Source organism: Mesorhizobium japonicum MAFF 303099 (assembly GCF_000009625.1).
Classification (GTDB): Bacteria; Pseudomonadota; Alphaproteobacteria; order Rhizobiales; family Rhizobiaceae; genus Mesorhizobium; species Mesorhizobium japonicum.
The window spans coordinates 2,660,649-2,675,716 of sequence record NC_002678.2; the positions used below are offsets into that span (position 1 = coordinate 2,660,649).

General features: G+C 62.5%; 12 protein-coding genes. 2 read left to right on the forward strand and 10 right to left on the reverse strand.

Going from position 1 to position 15,068, the window contains the following annotated elements; translation table 11 throughout:
* Positions 1-15 precede the first annotated feature (15 nt).
* Complete coding sequence (locus MAFF_RS13995) at positions 16-1,824, reverse strand: MORN repeat-containing protein (RefSeq protein ID WP_244420788.1); 1,809 nt, start codon at positions 1,822-1,824, stop codon at positions 16-18.
* 170 nt (positions 1,825-1,994) lie between these two features.
* Positions 1,995-3,089 (reverse strand): trypsin-like serine peptidase, encoded by a 1,095-nt coding sequence (locus MAFF_RS14000; RefSeq protein ID WP_010911575.1) that lies wholly within the window; start codon positions 3,087-3,089, stop codon positions 1,995-1,997.
* A 401-nt stretch (positions 3,090-3,490) separates the two neighbouring features.
* Between MAFF_RS14000 and MAFF_RS14005 the strand changes: the two genes are divergently transcribed.
* A complete protein-coding gene (locus MAFF_RS14005) occupies positions 3,491-4,588 on the forward strand; it encodes a S1 family serine peptidase (protein WP_044550912.1) in 1,098 nt (365 codons plus the stop codon).
* Positions 4,589-4,677: 89 nt separating this feature from the next.
* On the opposite strand, the gene mgrA is transcribed toward MAFF_RS14005, so the two are convergent.
* The 7 genes from mgrA to MAFF_RS14040 form a co-directional block, all read right to left on the reverse strand.
* Entirely contained in the window at positions 4,678-5,724 is a 1,047-nt protein-coding gene (gene mgrA / locus MAFF_RS14010) for an L-glyceraldehyde 3-phosphate reductase (RefSeq protein WP_010911577.1), read from the reverse strand.
* 133 nt (positions 5,725-5,857) lie between these two features.
* Positions 5,858-6,997, reverse strand: coding sequence for a Gfo/Idh/MocA family protein (locus tag MAFF_RS14015; protein WP_010911578.1), 1,140 nt, complete (start codon positions 6,995-6,997; stop codon positions 5,858-5,860).
* 11 nt (positions 6,998-7,008) lie between these two features.
* Entirely contained in the window at positions 7,009-7,755 is a 747-nt protein-coding gene (locus tag MAFF_RS14020) for a sugar phosphate isomerase/epimerase family protein (protein WP_010911579.1), read from the reverse strand.
* Positions 7,756-7,809: 54 nt separating this feature from the next.
* Positions 7,810-8,913 carry an ABC transporter ATP-binding protein gene (locus tag MAFF_RS14025; protein WP_010911580.1) on the reverse strand — a complete coding sequence of 368 codons (1,104 nt, stop codon included), beginning with the start codon at positions 8,911-8,913 and terminating at the stop codon, positions 7,810-7,812.
* Between the two features lie 2 nt (positions 8,914-8,915).
* Positions 8,916-9,851 carry a carbohydrate ABC transporter permease gene (locus tag MAFF_RS14030; protein ID WP_010911581.1) on the reverse strand — a complete coding sequence of 312 codons (936 nt, stop codon included), beginning with the start codon at positions 9,849-9,851 and terminating at the stop codon, positions 8,916-8,918.
* Positions 9,844-10,737, reverse strand: coding sequence for a carbohydrate ABC transporter permease (locus MAFF_RS14035; RefSeq protein WP_032931737.1), 894 nt, complete (start codon positions 10,735-10,737; stop codon positions 9,844-9,846). Before MAFF_RS14035 ends, MAFF_RS14030 begins: the two co-directional genes overlap by 8 nt.
* An 86-nt stretch (positions 10,738-10,823) precedes the next feature.
* Positions 10,824-12,062 (reverse strand): ABC transporter substrate-binding protein, encoded by a 1,239-nt coding sequence (locus MAFF_RS14040; RefSeq protein ID WP_010911583.1) that lies wholly within the window; start codon positions 12,060-12,062, stop codon positions 10,824-10,826.
* Positions 12,063-12,468: 406 nt separating this feature from the next.
* Here MAFF_RS14040 and MAFF_RS14045 point away from each other — a divergent pair, with 406 nt between their 5' ends.
* Positions 12,469-13,521 (forward strand): LacI family transcriptional regulator, encoded by a 1,053-nt coding sequence (locus MAFF_RS14045; protein ID WP_010911584.1) that lies wholly within the window; start codon positions 12,469-12,471, stop codon positions 13,519-13,521.
* Here the strand turns inward: MAFF_RS14045 and gndA are convergent.
* A complete protein-coding gene (gene gndA, locus MAFF_RS14050) occupies positions 13,518-14,945 on the reverse strand; it encodes an NADP-dependent phosphogluconate dehydrogenase (RefSeq protein ID WP_010911585.1) in 1,428 nt (475 codons plus the stop codon). The genes MAFF_RS14045 and gndA overlap by 4 nt on opposite strands.
* Positions 14,946-15,068 lie beyond the last annotated feature (123 nt).

Below are 15,068 nucleotides of genomic sequence, written 5' to 3' on the forward strand. Positions count from 1 at the left end.
GAATATCAATACACCCTAGCCGCAGCCAATCATCTGGCGGGGCAAATAGCACGCCGCCGGCTCGGTCTTGGTCTCGAATAGCGATTGCTTCGGCCGGAAATAGAAAAAGGTCACCGGCTTGCTCTCGCGCACGCTGCCGTCGGCAAAATGCGCGGCGATGCTGAAACTGTGGATCGACGACATCGCCGACCACATCTTCAGCCGTGCCGTATAGGCGCTGATAGTCTTGTTGCCGCGCACCGGCATGGCGATCGTGTAATCGTGCTTGCCGATCGGGAATTCGATGTTCTGGTAGTGCATCGCTTCCGGGCTGCCGCCACCGCCATCGCCGCATTCGGCCATCGATTCGGGAGTCTCGAAGACCGCCATGGTTACCTGGGCGCGGAAAGGCTCGCTCTGCTGGTAGACGTTGCCCTGATCGTCAGCCCAGGAATAGTCCAACTTGCCGATCGCGTTCAGCATCATCGCCTGGTTCAAATTGGCGAGATAGTCGCCGACCTCGCCGAACTTGATCTTGTTGGTGAACTGGCTGCGGCAAACATTGAGGCTGTCGACCGAGGGACAGGGGAAACGTCCCGTTTCCAGGCTCGCCGTATCGACGCCGGCCTCGTCCAGCACGCTCTTGATCGACACGTCGACGCCTTCGCCGAAACCGCCGATGTCCTTGGTGAACATGCGGCTTGGCTGGCCGGTCGGATTGCCCTCCTCGTCCAGCGTGGTGAACTGGATCGACATCTTCATGTCCTTGGCGTCGCCCCAGCCATTGTTGACGATCGAGAAATCGGGCCGGAAGCCGATGCAGCCGAAATGCTCCGAGATCGACAGCATGGGTTTGCGGTAGGCGTCGCTGGCAGCGACCTTCATTTCCAGGCTGTCGAGCTTGACCCTGGACTCGTCCGTCGTCTTCAGATCGACCTCGGCAAAGGCCGGCGTGTTTTCCCAATCCGGACCGTCATAGACATTTGTGTTGTTGACCGTTCCGGTGCCGTTCCAGGCGTCGTTGTAGAGGGTGTCTTCGGGATAGATCGCGATGTCCTCGTCGCGCACCAGGTGCTGGTATTTCATGTCGGCCTGCTCGGTCACGCGCTGGTCGACGATGACGCCGATCTCGACCTTGTCGGCATCGCCGCCGCCAGCCTGCGCCTTGAGCAGGCCGCCGACCCTGGCATCGGCCAGGACGTCGGGACGCGAACCGCCGACCTCTTTGCCCATCACCCATTGCGATTCATAGACCGTGCCGCCGGCAAGCCGGGTCTGACCTTTGCCGTTCTTCAGGCCGTCAACAAAGGAGCCGGCGAATATTTCGCCTGTCTTCGAAAGCAACCGGCCCTCGCCATTCGGGACGCCGCCGACGAACTGCCCCTCATAGCGGTTGCCGTCGGCATCCACATGGATGCCTTTGCCGTTGAGTTCTCCGCCAAGCCAATGCCCGTCGAAAACCTCGCCTGAGCGCAGTTCGAGCCTGCCTTGCCCGTCGGGCCGGCCGTTCCTGACATCGCCGAAATAGCTGGAGTAGACGGTCTTCGGGTCATAGCTCGCCGAGCCGCGCACCCGCCACACCAGCCTGCCCTTGCCGTTGATGGTGCCGTCCTTGGCGATCGTCTTATCGGGTGACTGGCCCGCCGCCGGCTCCCAGACGAAGTCGAGGTTCTTCTCCGGATGGAAATCCCACACACGCACGGTCCTGCGCAGCACCGAGCGCGTGGCGGCCTGATAGAGGATCTGCACGCGCTCCGCCCAGGCGCCGCCGACAGGGGCGGGATCGGCAAAAGCCGATGAAAGCATCATCGCGCCCAACGTCGCTGCGGCCGCGACCCCCAACATTGCCCTTGTCCGCCCCATCTCCTTGAGCCCCCTGGACGCCTCGCCCCTTGGCAGGCCAAGCGTAGTCGGGGCGCCGGCCTCGCGCAAGGGAAGCCATGAGGGAAGGATCGGCACGAAAAAGGCGGCGGGATTGACCCACCGCCTTTGCCTTCACCGCGAACGCGCAGCGCCTATTTGTACAGGCTGTTGATCCACTGGACGTTGGCCGCGTTCAGGCGCACGGCGGTGTTCGCGTCGGGGCTTTCCGCGACGTTGACGCCGGTGATGATGCGCTGCTTGGACTTGGTGTCATAGGCATAGACCGAGCTGCCGCTCGACCCCGGGAACGTATCGCAATCATACTGGAAATATTCCGGGGCGATGTTCTCGGCATGCACTTCGCAGCTGGCCTTCCACATCGTGCCCATCGGCTTGTCCCCGGGATAGCCGACGAGGTTGGCGGTGAAGTCGCCGAGGTCGTCATAATTGGCGTAGCCCAGCCAGCCGAGGTTGGTGCCGACATCCTGCTTCAGCGTGATGATGCCAAGATCCCACGGGATCACCGAGCCGTAATAGCCCTGGTAGTTGTCGATGAAGCCTTGCAGCACATAGGCGCTTTCATAGGTGAAGGCACCGAATGGTGCGTCGTCGGCAGTGCTGCCGTTGAGGCCTGGCACGAACAGATACTCGGAGAGCCAGTCCTTGTCCTCATGGCTGTAGAGGCAATGCGCCGCGGTGAGCACCGTGCGCGGGCCGATCAGCGTTGCAGAACAGCTGCCATAGCTGCCCGTCTTCGCCGATTTGGCTTCCAGATAGCCGATGGCCGAGAACGGATAGGTCTTGGTGTTCCTGACCTGCTCGCGATCGTCGGGGCCGAAAACCTGGCGCCCGGCCTCGCCTTCGCCGAGCCCGGGGTCCTCGGTCTTGCGCTCAGCCCCGTCGGCGCCATTGGCCGGCGCGTTCAGTTCCTTGATGATGAGCTCGCGCAGCGCTTCGCTTGGTTCGATCTTGATCTCCTTGCCATCGGCGGAACGCCCGACGATGCCATAGGATTTGACAGCCGCCTTCTCGTCGGTGAGCGGCGCGGCGCGGCTGTCTTCATCAGTAAGCTCTGGAGTCGTGATCGGTTTTGCCCGACCGGCCTTGAAGTCGCCTGAAGTAACGTCCCGCATGCTTTCGCCATTGCCGGCACTGGCGGAACCAGGGTCGGCGGCGAAAACCGGGGCCGTCCACATTGCGGTGGAAAGCAATGCGGACGCAAAGATAGCATTTGTCAGTTTTGTCATGGTGAGACTCTCCCAAAAGTCAGCAAGGACTGGATCAAAATAGAGAAATATTGTCGAGATCGTGGTGACGCCGAAAAATGAGTCTGCTCGCTGGCATTCCCCGCGAGCGTTGTTCTAGGCTGTCATTTTCAAGGCCCCCGCCAAAAAAACTCTGCAATGGTATACTGCCTAAAATAATCCAAGATTGGCAATGACAAATCGCTTCCACCTAGCCCGTGGGGGGCTATAGGATTTTGTGCGGGTTCTGCTCGCGGGCACGGTTAGCAAAAGTGGGATTCGGTTTTGTGACCGATCGCGCGCCGTTTTCGATACGGCACGCGCGCGGATCGCCGGACCGGCAACATCTTCTTGCACAATGCCCGGCGTCGATCCGCACGCGAGAATTGTCTGAGGAGGTTCAGGTGCACATCACAAATCGGTTCGGGCCAATCGCCGCCGCATCGCTGCTTGGCATTGCCGCCGCCTTTGTATCGATCAACCATGGTCGGGCGGATGAAGGCGCCGCAAGGCCCGAAGCAGCGGTCTCGCCGATGCATCGGGTGACCGAGGCCAGGGCCAAGGCGGCCGCCGAGAACCCTGACGGCACCGACCGGGTCTACGGCGGCAACCAGGCCGAAAAGGGCGCCTATCCGTTCCAAGTCGCGCTGCTCACCACCGCCAGGCTGGACGATAACCCGGCCTCGCAGGCCAATGCACAATTCTGCGGCGGCAGCCTGATCGCCCCGCAATGGGTGCTGACGGCGGCACACTGCCTCAACGACAAGGGCCGGCCGATCTCGCCGGACTCCGTCACCGTGCTGACCGGCGCCACCGACCTCAGCGAAGGCAACCGCCACAAGGTCTTGGAGGTCATCGTCAACGAGGGTTACAGCGAGCAGACGCTAGACAACGACCTCGGCCTGCTCCGGCTTGCCGAGCCGGCCGATGCGCCGGCCATCAAGCTTACCCGCGAGGCGACCCCCGACACCGGCAAGACCACCGTCACCGGCTGGGGCAAGATGCAGGACGGGACATTTCCGACCACGCTGATGGTCGCGGACCTCGATCTGCAGCCGAACAGCACCTGCAACAGCGGCATCAAGGCCATCTATGCGCATGACCTCAAGGCCGCGCTCGGTGATCTGTCCCACCGCATGCGCTATTCGGAAAAGGGCATCGATGCCGCCGCCAATGCGATTGCCGCCGACATGACTGACCCGCTGACCGGCAACATGATCTGCGCCGGCACCACCAGCGGCGTACGCGATGCCTGCAATGGCGACAGCGGCGGTCCGCTGTTCATGACCGGCGCCGACGGCCCGGTCCAGGTCGGCGTCGTCAGCTGGGGCGAAGGCCCCGCCGACGGCAGCGCGGCCTGCGGCCACAAGGACGCCTATGGCATCTACACGCGGCTGGCCAACTACGGCGGCTGGATCGAGGCGAAGATGAAGACCCCTGCTCCCGCGCCGGAAAAGCCGAAAGCCGGGCTGGGCACCGCCCAGAAGCCGAAGACGCCCTGAAACCCGGCTATTTTGTCCGACATTTTGCTTGTCATGAAAACGGCGGGAGAGATTCCCGCCGTTTTTATTTGCCGGCTTGTCCGATAGCTTTATTTCCTCGGCGGGCCTTTGCGCTCGGCGGAGGCTGCCCACAGATTGATGTCGGATTCGCGTGCGTAGCTATCGATCTCGGCCAATTCGGCATCGCTGAAGTCGAGCACCTTCAGGGCGCCGACGCAGTCCTCGACCTGCTCCGGCCGGCTGGCGCCGATCAGCGCCGACGTCACCTTACCCTTGCGCAGCACCCAGGCCAGGGCCATCTGCGCCAGCGTCTGGCCGCGCTTGCCGGCGATGGCGTTGAGCGCCCTGATGTTGGCGATGGTGCGGTCGTTGATGAAGGCCGACTTCAGCGACTTGCCCTGCGAGGCACGGCTGCCTTCGGGGATGCCGCCAAGATATTTGTCGGTCAGCATGCCCTGGGCCAGCGGCGAGAACACGATCGAGCCGACACCGAGCCCTTCCAGCGTGTCGAGCAGGCCGTCTTCCTCCACCCAGCGGTTCAGCATCGAATAGCTCGGCTGGTGGATGACGCAGGGCGTGCCGAGCTGCCGCAATATGTCGGCAGCCTCGCGGGTGCGCTGCGAATTGTAGGACGAGATGCCGGCATAGAGCGCCTTGCCCGAGCGCACCGCATGGTCGAGCGCCCCCATGGTTTCTTCCAGCGGCGTGTCGGGGTCGAAGCGGTGCGAATAGAAGATATCGACATAGTCGAGCCCCATCCGCTTCAGGCTCTGGTCGAGGCTGGCCAGCATGTATTTGCGCCCGCCCCATTCACCGTAAGGGCCGGCCCACATTTCATAGCCGGCCTTGGTCGAAATGATCAGCTCGTCGCGATAGGCGGAAAAATCGGTGCGCAGGATTTCGCCGAAAGCGGTTTCGGCCGAGCCGGGCGGCGGTCCGTAATTGTTGGCGAGATCGAAATGCGTGATGCCGAGGTCGAACGCCTTGCGCACGATCGCCTGCTTGGTCTTGTGCGGCGTGTCATTGCCGAAATTGTGCCACAGGCCGAGCGAGATCGCCGGCAGCTTGAGGCCGGAGCGCCCACAGCGGTTGTAGATCATCTTTTCGTAGCGATTTTCGGCGGCGACATAGGGCATGGGGAAAGATCCTCGAATCTGAACAGGCCGGGCAGCTTCATCGCAAAAGCGGTGAGCCGGCCCGGCGCCCTTTTACCCTCTCCCCGGCCGAACGGGGAGAGGGGCAAATCAAAATTATCGATAATCTCTGCGCCTACTTCTTCGCCAGCAATTCCTTGGCTGCCTTGACGCCAAGTGCCGCCGGCCGCTCGCAAGTGGTCTGCATGGCCACGAACTTGCCAGTTTCGCCGGAACGCAGGATGCCGGTCATGACATCGACGGCATGCAGCGCCAGCTCCATCGAGCAACGATGCGGCCGCCCCTCGACTATCGCCAATGCCATGTCGGCGAGGCCTGCCGTGCGGTAGTTGGCCATCATGCCCTGGCCGTGCATTTCATTGGGCACACCCAACGGGTGCTTCCATTTCGGCAGCTTCTTGACCGGCTTGCCCTCTTCGGTGAAGCGCACGTCGCCGCCGAAGAAGTTCGGATCCGGCACGAACACCGTGCCCGCTTCGCCATAGAGTTCCATCGGCGCGTGACCGTGGGCCCAGACATCCCAGCTGGTGTTCAACGTCACCACGGCGCCGTTCTCGAATTCCAGCAGGCCATGGATGGTCGTCGGCGTGTTGACCGGGATTTTTTCGCCCGCGCGCGGTTTCGATGAAATCGTCCGCTCCTTGGCCGGGGTTGTCGCAAAGGCCGCCACCTGTTTTACCGGCCCGATCAGCTGGATCAGATTGGTGATGTAATACGGCCCGATATCGAGCACCGGTCCGGCGCCCGGCTGGAAGAAGAAATCCGGATTGGGGTGCCAATGCTCCATGCCGTGACCCATCACATGGCAGGTGCCGCTGGTGATCTTGCCGAGTTTCCCCACGTCGATCAGCTCACGCACCAGCTGGTGCGCGCCGCCGAGGAAGGTGTCGGGCGCCGAGCCGATGCGCAGCCCCTTCTTTTCAGCGCGCGCCTTGAGGTCCTTGCCCTCTTCGAGCGAGAGCACGAACGGCTTTTCCGAATAGACGTGCTTGCCGGCATCGAGCACCCGTTTCGACACCTCGTAATGCACCGCCGGTATCGTCAGGTTGACGATGATGTCGATGTCATCGGCCTTGAGCAGGCCCTCGACCGTCTCGGCGCGCAGCTTGAACTCCTTCGCCCGCGCTCTGGCCGCGTCCATGTTGATGTCGGCGCAGGCGCGCATTTCGATGCCGCGAAACAGCGGCGCCAGCGAGAAATACGCCTTCGAGATGTTGCCGCAGCCGATGACGCCAATACCCAGTTTCTTTGCCATGATGATTGTTCCTAGTAAGCCTTGACGGATGCGATCGAGCGGCGGGCGAAGCGCTCGATGTCGTTGGGGTTGTCCTGTTCCATGACAAAGTAATTTGCCGCGCTCTTGGCCCGCAACACCTTGATCAGGTTGGCCCAGTCGATCGTGCCGTGGCCGACATCCGACCAGCCATCCTCGTCCAGCCCTTCGCCCGGCCTGGCGATGTCCTTGACGTGGACGGCGACGATGCGTTTGCCGTGCTTCTCGATCCAGGGCAGCGGATCGGCGCCGCCGCGCACCACCCAGGCGAGGTCCATCTCCCAGCCGATATCGGGCGCCGAAGACAGGATGTGATCTTGCGGCACCGACCCGTCGGCGAGTGCCTTGAACTCGAAATCATGGTTGTGCCAGGCAAAGCCGTAGCCGGCCTTCGAGGCGACCTCGCCGACCTTGGCCAGGCGCTCGCCAAAGCCGCGCCAGCCGGTGGCGTCGGACGGCCTGTCCTCTGCCATCAGATAGGGGCAGATCAGAAGCTTGATGCCGAGCGCTTCGGCCGTTTTGCGCACGCCGTCGAAATCCTTCTCCAGCGCATCGATGGAGAAATGCCCGGTCGGCATCGAAAGCCCGTTCTTGTCGAGTTCCGCGCGGAAGGCCTTGGGATTTTCATAGACGCCACCGAAGCCTTCAACCTCGGTGTAGCCGAGCTTGCCGAGCGTCGCGAGCACGCCCTCCCAGGGTTGAAAATTGCGGGCGCTGTAAAGTTGGAATGACCAGTTCATCGTCTCTGTCCGTTCTGCTTGGTAGGGTGGGTTCTTGGGAGGAGGGCCTGGGAGCTATAGGCGGTTGCCGGATGGGGTGTCGAACAGCGAGGCGCGAGCTGGGTCAAAGCCGATCCGGATTGGATCGCCGGTGCGCAGCGTCTTTTCCGCCTCGACGCGGAAGGAAAAATTGCGGCCGCCAAGCTTGGTCCACACCAGCGTGTCGGAGCCCATCGGCTCGACGATCTCGACGGCGGACTCGGCGGTGAACGGCATGGCCTTGGCCGCATCTCCAAAGGCGACGTGCTCGGGCCTGATGCCGAACACACAGGGCTTGCCGGCGCTGCCGCGGTCCTTGTCGAACTCATAGCGGTCGAGCGGTATCGAAACCCCGTCGGCGGTGAACGCCGCGGCATCGCCGGCTCCCAATTGACCCTCGATGAAATTCATCGCCGGCGAACCGAGGAATCCCGCGACAAAGCGATTGACCGGGCGGTTATAGATAGTCTGCGGGGCGTCGAGCTGTTGGATGACGCCGCCCTTCATCACCGCGATCCGGTCGGCGAGCGTCATCGCCTCGATCTGGTCGTGGGTGACGTAGATCATGGTGTTCTGCAATCTGCGATGCAGCAGCTTGATCTCGACGCGCAATTCGGATCGCAGCTTGGCGTCGAGGTTGGACAGCGGTTCGTCGAACAGGAACACGTCGACATCGCGCACCAGCGCCCGCCCGATCGCCACGCGCTGGCGCTGGCCGCCGGACAGTGCGGAGGGCTTGCGCTGCAACAGCGGTTCGATCTGCAGGATCTCCGCGGCGCGCGCGATGCGCTTGGCGATTTGGTCCCTGGGCAGGCCCGCGACGCGCAGGCCGAAGGACAGGTTCTTCTCAACCGTCATCTGCGGATAGAGCGCATAGGACTGGAATACCATGCCGATGCCGCGATCCTTGGGCTCTTCCCAGGTGACGTTCTTGCCCTTGATGAAGATGCGGCCCTTCGAAATGTCGAGCAGCCCGGCAATGCAGTTGAGCAAGGTCGACTTGCCACAGCCGGAGGGCCCCAGGAGCACGATGAACTCACCCTCGGCGATATCGAGATTGAGTGTCTGCAGAACCGACACCGCGCCATAGTTCAGCGACAGGTTCTGGATCGATACGCTGGGTTTCGCGATTTCTGCCATCATCACCCTTTCACCGCGCCGGCAGCGATGCCACGCACAAAAAGCCTGCCGGAAATGAAATAGATAACGAGCGGCACCAGCCCGGTCAGGATGGTCGCCGCCATATTGACGTTGTATTCCTTCACGCCCTGCACGGAGTTGACGATGTTGTTGAGCTGAACCGTCATCGGATAGGTGTCGGGGCGCGTGTAGACGACGCCGAACAGGAAGTCGTTCCAGATGCCCGTCACCTGCAGGATGACGGCAACGACGAAGATCGGCAGCGACATCGGCAGCATGATGCGCAGATAGATGCCCCAGAAGCCGGCGCCGTCGACACGCGCCGCCCGGAACAATTCCTCCGGCATGGAGGTGAAATAGTTGCGGAACAAAAGTGTCAGGATCGGCATGCCGAAAATGGAATGGACGATCACCAGGCCGGTCAGGCTGCCATAGAGGCCGATCTCGCGCAGGATGATGACGATCGGATAGATCATCACCTGATATGGGATGAAGGCACCGACGATCAGGATGATGAAGAATGTGTCGGCGCCCTTGAAGCGCCAGTTGGCCAGCGCGTAGCCGTTTACGGAGGCGATCGCGATCGACAGGATCACCGAAGGTACCGTGATACGAACGGAGTTCCAGAAGCCGCGTGAAAGCCCGTCGCAATTGAGGCCGGTGCAGGCTGTCGACCACGCCTTGACCCAAGGCTCGAACGTGATCTCGAGCGGTGGCGAGAAGATGTTGCCGAGGCGGATTTCGGGCATGCCCTTGAGCGAGGTGACGATCATCACATAGAGCGGCAGGAGATAGTAGAGCGCCGCCATGATGAGCGTGCCATAGAGGAAGATGTTGCGGCGCGAGAATATGTGACGCGGCTTCGGTCCGCTCGGTCCCGAGGCATCCGTATGGCCGACGCCGGACGGCGCGGACAGGGAAACGGTTTGGTCAGACACGCTTCCTGCCTCCGAATTCGAGATAGGCCCACGGCACGATGACAATCATCACCGAGAGCAGCATCATGGTCGAGGCTGCGAAACCCTGGCCGAGATTCTGGGCGAAGAACATGTAGTCGTAGACATACTTTGCCGGCACTTCGGAGGCGATGCCCGGCCCGCCGCTGGTCTGGGCGACGACAAGGTCGTAGACCTTGACGATGCCGGACGCGATGATGACGAGCGTGGTGATGAAGACCGGCCGCATCATCGGGATGATGATGAACAGATAGGTCTTCCACATCGGAATCCCGTCCACCCGCGCGGCCTTCCAGATATCCTCGTCTATGCCGCGCAGGCCGGCCAGCATCAAGCACATGATCAGCCCGGTGCCCTGCCAGAGCGCGGCGATCGATATGCCGTAGATGACGATGCTGGAATTGTAGAGAGGATCGAAAGCGAAGCTCGTCCAGCCAAGCTTTCGTATCACGCCCTGGATGCCGAAATCCGGATTGAGCAGCCATTGCCAGACAAGGCCGGTGACGATGAAGGAGAGCGCGAAGGGATAGAGAAAGATCGTGCGGAACGTGTCCTCGAAACGGATCTTCTGATCGAGCAGGGCAGCGAGGACGAAACCGATCACCAGCGAGAAAACCAGCGAGATCACGCCGTAGATCAGCAGGTTTTCGATCGAGATCAGCCAGCGCGGGGTCGCCCACAACCGGTAATACTGGTCGAGGCCGACGAAATTCAGCCGCGGCAACAGCTTCGAATTGGTGAACGAATAGAGCACCGTCCACGCCGTACCGCCGACGAAAACCACCAGCGCGGTGAGGATCATGGGGATCGACGCGACCTTCGCATTGAGATTGCGAAACAGTCGGCTGGGGCGTTCGCTCTTGCTCATCGGTGCAGCCATGCTGGATCGGGTAAGGGCGCGCCCTCCCGGCCTGGAGTTCACCAGACCGGGAGGAAGGGACTTTGCCGGCGGTATCAGTCAGCCGTGGCGATGATGGCGGCGAAGCGCTTCTGCGCCTCTTCCACGGTCATCTCGGGCTTGGCGAAGAACTCGGAGAACAGGTCCTCCTTCTGCTTCTGGCTGTCTTGCGAAAGCAGCTGATCGGTCCATGGGATGACGGCGCCCTTGGCCAGGATGGCGAGACCCTTCTTCATGCAGTCATTGGCGGCGTTAAGGTCGACGTCGCCACGCACCGGCAGCGAGCCCTTCTTGAGATTGAAGGCGACCTGGGTCTTGGGATCGAGCAAGGTTTCGGCCAGGACTTCCTGCGCCTTGGACTTGTCGGCATCCTTGAGCACTGGGAAATAGAAGGCATCGCCACCGGTGGCGATGACCTCGTTCAGGCCAAGGCCGGGAAGACAGGTATAGTCCTTGCCGGCGGTCTTGCCGGCAACCTGGAACTCGCCCTGCGCCCAGTCACCCATGATCTGGCCGCCGGCCTTGCCGGTGATGACCATGTTGGTGGCCTGGTTCCAGTCCTGCACATTGGTGTTCTTGGCCATCTTGCGCGCATCGTCGGCCGCCTTGAACACCTTGGCGACTTCGGGGCCGGCCGCGAACTTGGCGTCCTTGTCCTTGTAGACCTTGAGGAAGGTGTCGGTGCCGCCGACCGCCGCAAGCAGCACGTCGAAGGCACCGGACGACTGCCAGGCCTGCCCGCCCACCGCCAGCGGGACGATGCCCGCCTTCTCGAGCGCCGGGGCGGCGGCCACATACTCATTCCAGTCCTTCGGCACCGGCACGCCAGCCTTCTGGAAGGCGTCGTTCGAGAGCCACAGCCACTGCCAGGAGTGGATGTTGACGGGCACGCAGTAAATCTTGCCGCCGATGGTGCAGCTGTCGAGCAGGCTCTTGGGCCGCACGACCTCTGTCCACTTGCCCTTGGTGGCGACATCGGTCAGGTCGCGCATCAGGCCGGCCTGCACCAGCTCTTCTGCTTGCCGGCCGTGATTGAACTGGGTGGCGCCCATCGGATCGCCGCCGGTGATCCGGCTGATCATGATCGGCCGTGCCGTGCCGCCGGAGCCGGCAATGGCGCCGTCGACCCAGTGGTTGCCGGTGGCGTCGAAAGCCTTGGCGAGTTCCGCGACCGCCGCCGCTTCGCCGCCGGAAGTCCACCAATGAGTGACTTCCAGGTCCGTCGCGGCGGCCGGGCCGGCGAACTGCAGCGCGGCCGTGGCCGCCAGGGCAGCGGTCAAAAGTTTGTATCGCATTTCGGTTCCTCCCAGAATCTGAAACGTTACAGATTTTCGATACGGCAATTGCGGGGATGGCGCAACCCCAGGCGTGACGACCGTTCGATATTTTTTCGAGCCGCGAATAAAATCTATCGACCGACCGTGTCGTTGTGCGCCGCAATATGAGCAACTGCAGTGCAAAATAAGAAACGATCCATGAAAGCCGGCGAAGAGCGTCGCCAGCACGGCGTTTCGCTCTGGATTCTCAAGGGAATTCGCGTCTCATGTCGTGCTGCGAATTCGCCGGCCAGCGCGGCGCGATTGGCAATCTGTAACGTTTCAGTATATTGACGAATTGCCGGGCTTGAAATCATGCCGCGCCGCCAATCATGGCGATTGCCGACCCGGCCTGCGGCTGCTATGCGCCTGACGGGCGGGACGAATGGACAGACGGCATACGGAAAAGAACGCGGAAGCGTCGGCGCAAGGGCGGCCAACGCTGAAGACGCTTGCCTTCATGACCGGGCTCGGCGTCACCACCGTGTCGCGCGCCTTGAAGGATGCGCCTGAGATCGGCGCCGAAACCAGGCGCCGCGTCCAGCTCGTCGCCAAGCAGATCGGCTACCGCCCGAACCGCGCCGGCGTCAGGCTCAGAACCGGCAAGACCAATGTCATCAGCCTCGTGCTCAACACCGAGCAGGAGATCATGAGTTTCGTCTCCGACATCATCTACGGTGTCTCGGAGGTCATTGCCGACACGCCCTACCATCTGATCGTCACGCCCTATTCGCGCTCGCAGGATCCGCTCGACCCGATACGCTACCTTGTCGAGACCGGCTCGGCCGACGGCGTCATCATTTCACGCACGCAGCCGAACGATCCCCGGGCCCGCTACATGCTGGAGCGCGGCATTCCCTTTGCCACGCATGGCCGCACTGAGATGGGGCTGGTCCACCCCTATCATGATTTCGACAATCACGCCTTCGCGGTCGAAGCCGTCCGGCGCCTTGCGAGCCTGGGACGCCGCAAGCTCGCTCTGCTGACGCCACCCGCCGGGCTGACCTATTACGGCCATACGGTCAACGGCTTTGCCGATGCGTTGAGCGAGGTCGGCGCCAGCGAGATCCCGTTCAGCACCGTATCGATCGACCATTCGATCGAACAGATCCGGACGAGGACCGCCCAGCTGATGCGCCGCGACATCAGGCCGGACGGCTTTGTCAGCAGCGCCGCCGCCGCCACCCTTGCGCTCGTCGCCGGCATCGAGGATGCCGGCCTCAAGCTTGGCCGCGACGTCGACATCGTCTCCAAGCAATCATCGGACCTTTTGCATCTGTTCCGGCCGGAACTGCTGATCGTCAACGAGAACTTCCGGCTGGCGGGCTCCGAACTCGCCCGCTCCGTGCTCGGCTGGATCGGCGGCGCCGCACCCGGCTCGCTGCAAAGTCTCAGCGTGCCGGGCGAGGTCCTGGCCTACCAGCGCTCCACGGACTAACCGGCGGCGCCGCTGCCCCACGGGCCGTGGAAGGCACCCTGCTCGTCGATGCGTTCGAAGCCATGCGCGCCGAAGAAGTCGCGCTGTGCCTGGATCAGGTTCGAAGTGCCGCGGCCCTGGCGATAGCTGTCGAAATAGGCAAGTGCCGAAGACAGCGCCGGCACCGGCGCGCCGGCCTCGGAAGCCTTTGCCACGATGCGCCGCAGCGACGGATGCGCTTCCTGCATCAAGCTGATGAAAGCCGGCGCCATCAAAAGATTGGTCGAAGCGCCGCCGCTGCTGAAGGCCTCGGCCATCGTATCCAGCATCTGCGAGCGGATGATGCAGCCGGCGCGCCAGATCCGGGCGATGGTCGGCATCGGCAGGTTCCAGTTGAACTCCTTCGAGGCGCCGCTCATCACCGCGAAGCCCTGCGCATAGGCCGCGATCTTGCCGGCGAACAGCGCCAGTTCGAGATCTTTCAGCAGCGCATCCTTGTCGCCGGAAATCTTCGATACCCCGATGTTACCGTAGGCTTTCTCGGCCGCCAGCCGCTCGTCCTTGATCGACGACAGCACGCGGGCCGCCACGGCCGCCTCGATCGCTGTCGCCGGAATGCCGAGCTGCTGCGCCTCGATGACGGACCATTTGCCGGTGCCCTTCTGGCCGGCGCGGTCGAGGATAATGTCGACCACCGGCTTGCCGGTCTTGGGATCGTCGGCGGCCAGCACCTTGGCGGTGATCTCGATCAGGTAGGAGTTGAGCCGGCCCTTGTTCCAGTTGGAGAACACCGTGCCGATGTCCTTCGGCCCCATGCCGAGCCCATCACGCAGGATGCCGTAGATCTCGGCAATCATCTGCATGTCGGCATATTCGATGCCGTTGTGGATGGTCTTGACGAAATGCCCGGCGCCATCGGTGCCGAGCCAGGCGGCACAGGGCTCGTCCTTGAACTTGGCGGAGATGGCGGTCAGCACTTTCTCGACCCGCTTCCACGAATCCTCCGTGCCGCCGACCATGATCGACGGACCATGGCGCGCGCCCTCCTCGCCGCCGGACACGCCCATGCCGATGAAGGTCAGCCCGGAACCGGACAGTTCGGAGAAGCGCCGCATCGTATCGCGGAAATTGGCGTTGCCGGCATCGATGACGATGTCGTTGCCGGACAGCACGCCACGCAAGGCTTCGATCTGCTCATCGACCGGCTTGCCGGCCAGCACCATGATGATGATCGGGCGCGGCGGCCGGATCGCGGCGGCAAGTTCTTCCAGGCTGTAGCAGGGCACCACCATGTCCTTCAGCGCGCCGGCATTCTCGACGAAAGCGTCGGTACGTGCCCTGGTGCGATTGAAGACGGCGATGCGGTGTCCGTGTTCGGCGATGTTCAGCGCCAGGTTGGAGCCCATCGTGCCAAGGCCGATCAGGCCGATTTCGGCTTTTTCCATCGTTTCTTCCCTGCTTTCGGATCTTGTTGGTTGGAGCCCGCGATTTTACCGGATGCCCGTTCTTCCCGGGATGATTGACGGGCCTTTCGGGCCGCGTCAACCGCCTCGCCGAATTGTGTTGCT

Coding starts and splice junctions, on each gene's coding strand:
- MAFF_RS13995 (WP_244420788.1), bottom strand. CDS start 1,824: ATGTTGGGGGTCGCGGCCGCAGCGACGTTGGGCGCGATGATGCTTTCA.
- MAFF_RS14000 (WP_010911575.1), bottom strand. CDS start 3,089: ATGACAAAACTGACAAATGCTATCTTTGCGTCCGCATTGCTTTCCACC.
- mgrA (WP_010911577.1), bottom strand. CDS start 5,724: ATGCCCTATGTCGCCGCCGAAAATCGCTACGAAAAGATGATCTACAAC.
- MAFF_RS14015 (WP_010911578.1), bottom strand. CDS start 6,997: ATGGCAAAGAAACTGGGTATTGGCGTCATCGGCTGCGGCAACATCTCG.
- MAFF_RS14020 (WP_010911579.1), bottom strand. CDS start 7,755: ATGAACTGGTCATTCCAACTTTACAGCGCCCGCAATTTTCAACCCTGG.
- MAFF_RS14025 (WP_010911580.1), bottom strand. CDS start 8,913: ATGGCAGAAATCGCGAAACCCAGCGTATCGATCCAGAACCTGTCGCTG.
- MAFF_RS14035 (WP_032931737.1), bottom strand. CDS start 10,737: ATGAGCAAGAGCGAACGCCCCAGCCGACTGTTTCGCAATCTCAATGCG.
- MAFF_RS14040 (WP_010911583.1), bottom strand. CDS start 12,062: ATGCGATACAAACTTTTGACCGCTGCCCTGGCGGCCACGGCCGCGCTG.
- MAFF_RS14045 (WP_010911584.1), top strand. CDS start 12,469: ATGGACAGACGGCATACGGAAAAGAACGCGGAAGCGTCGGCGCAAGGG.
- gndA (WP_010911585.1), bottom strand. CDS start 14,945: ATGGAAAAAGCCGAAATCGGCCTGATCGGCCTTGGCACGATGGGCTCC.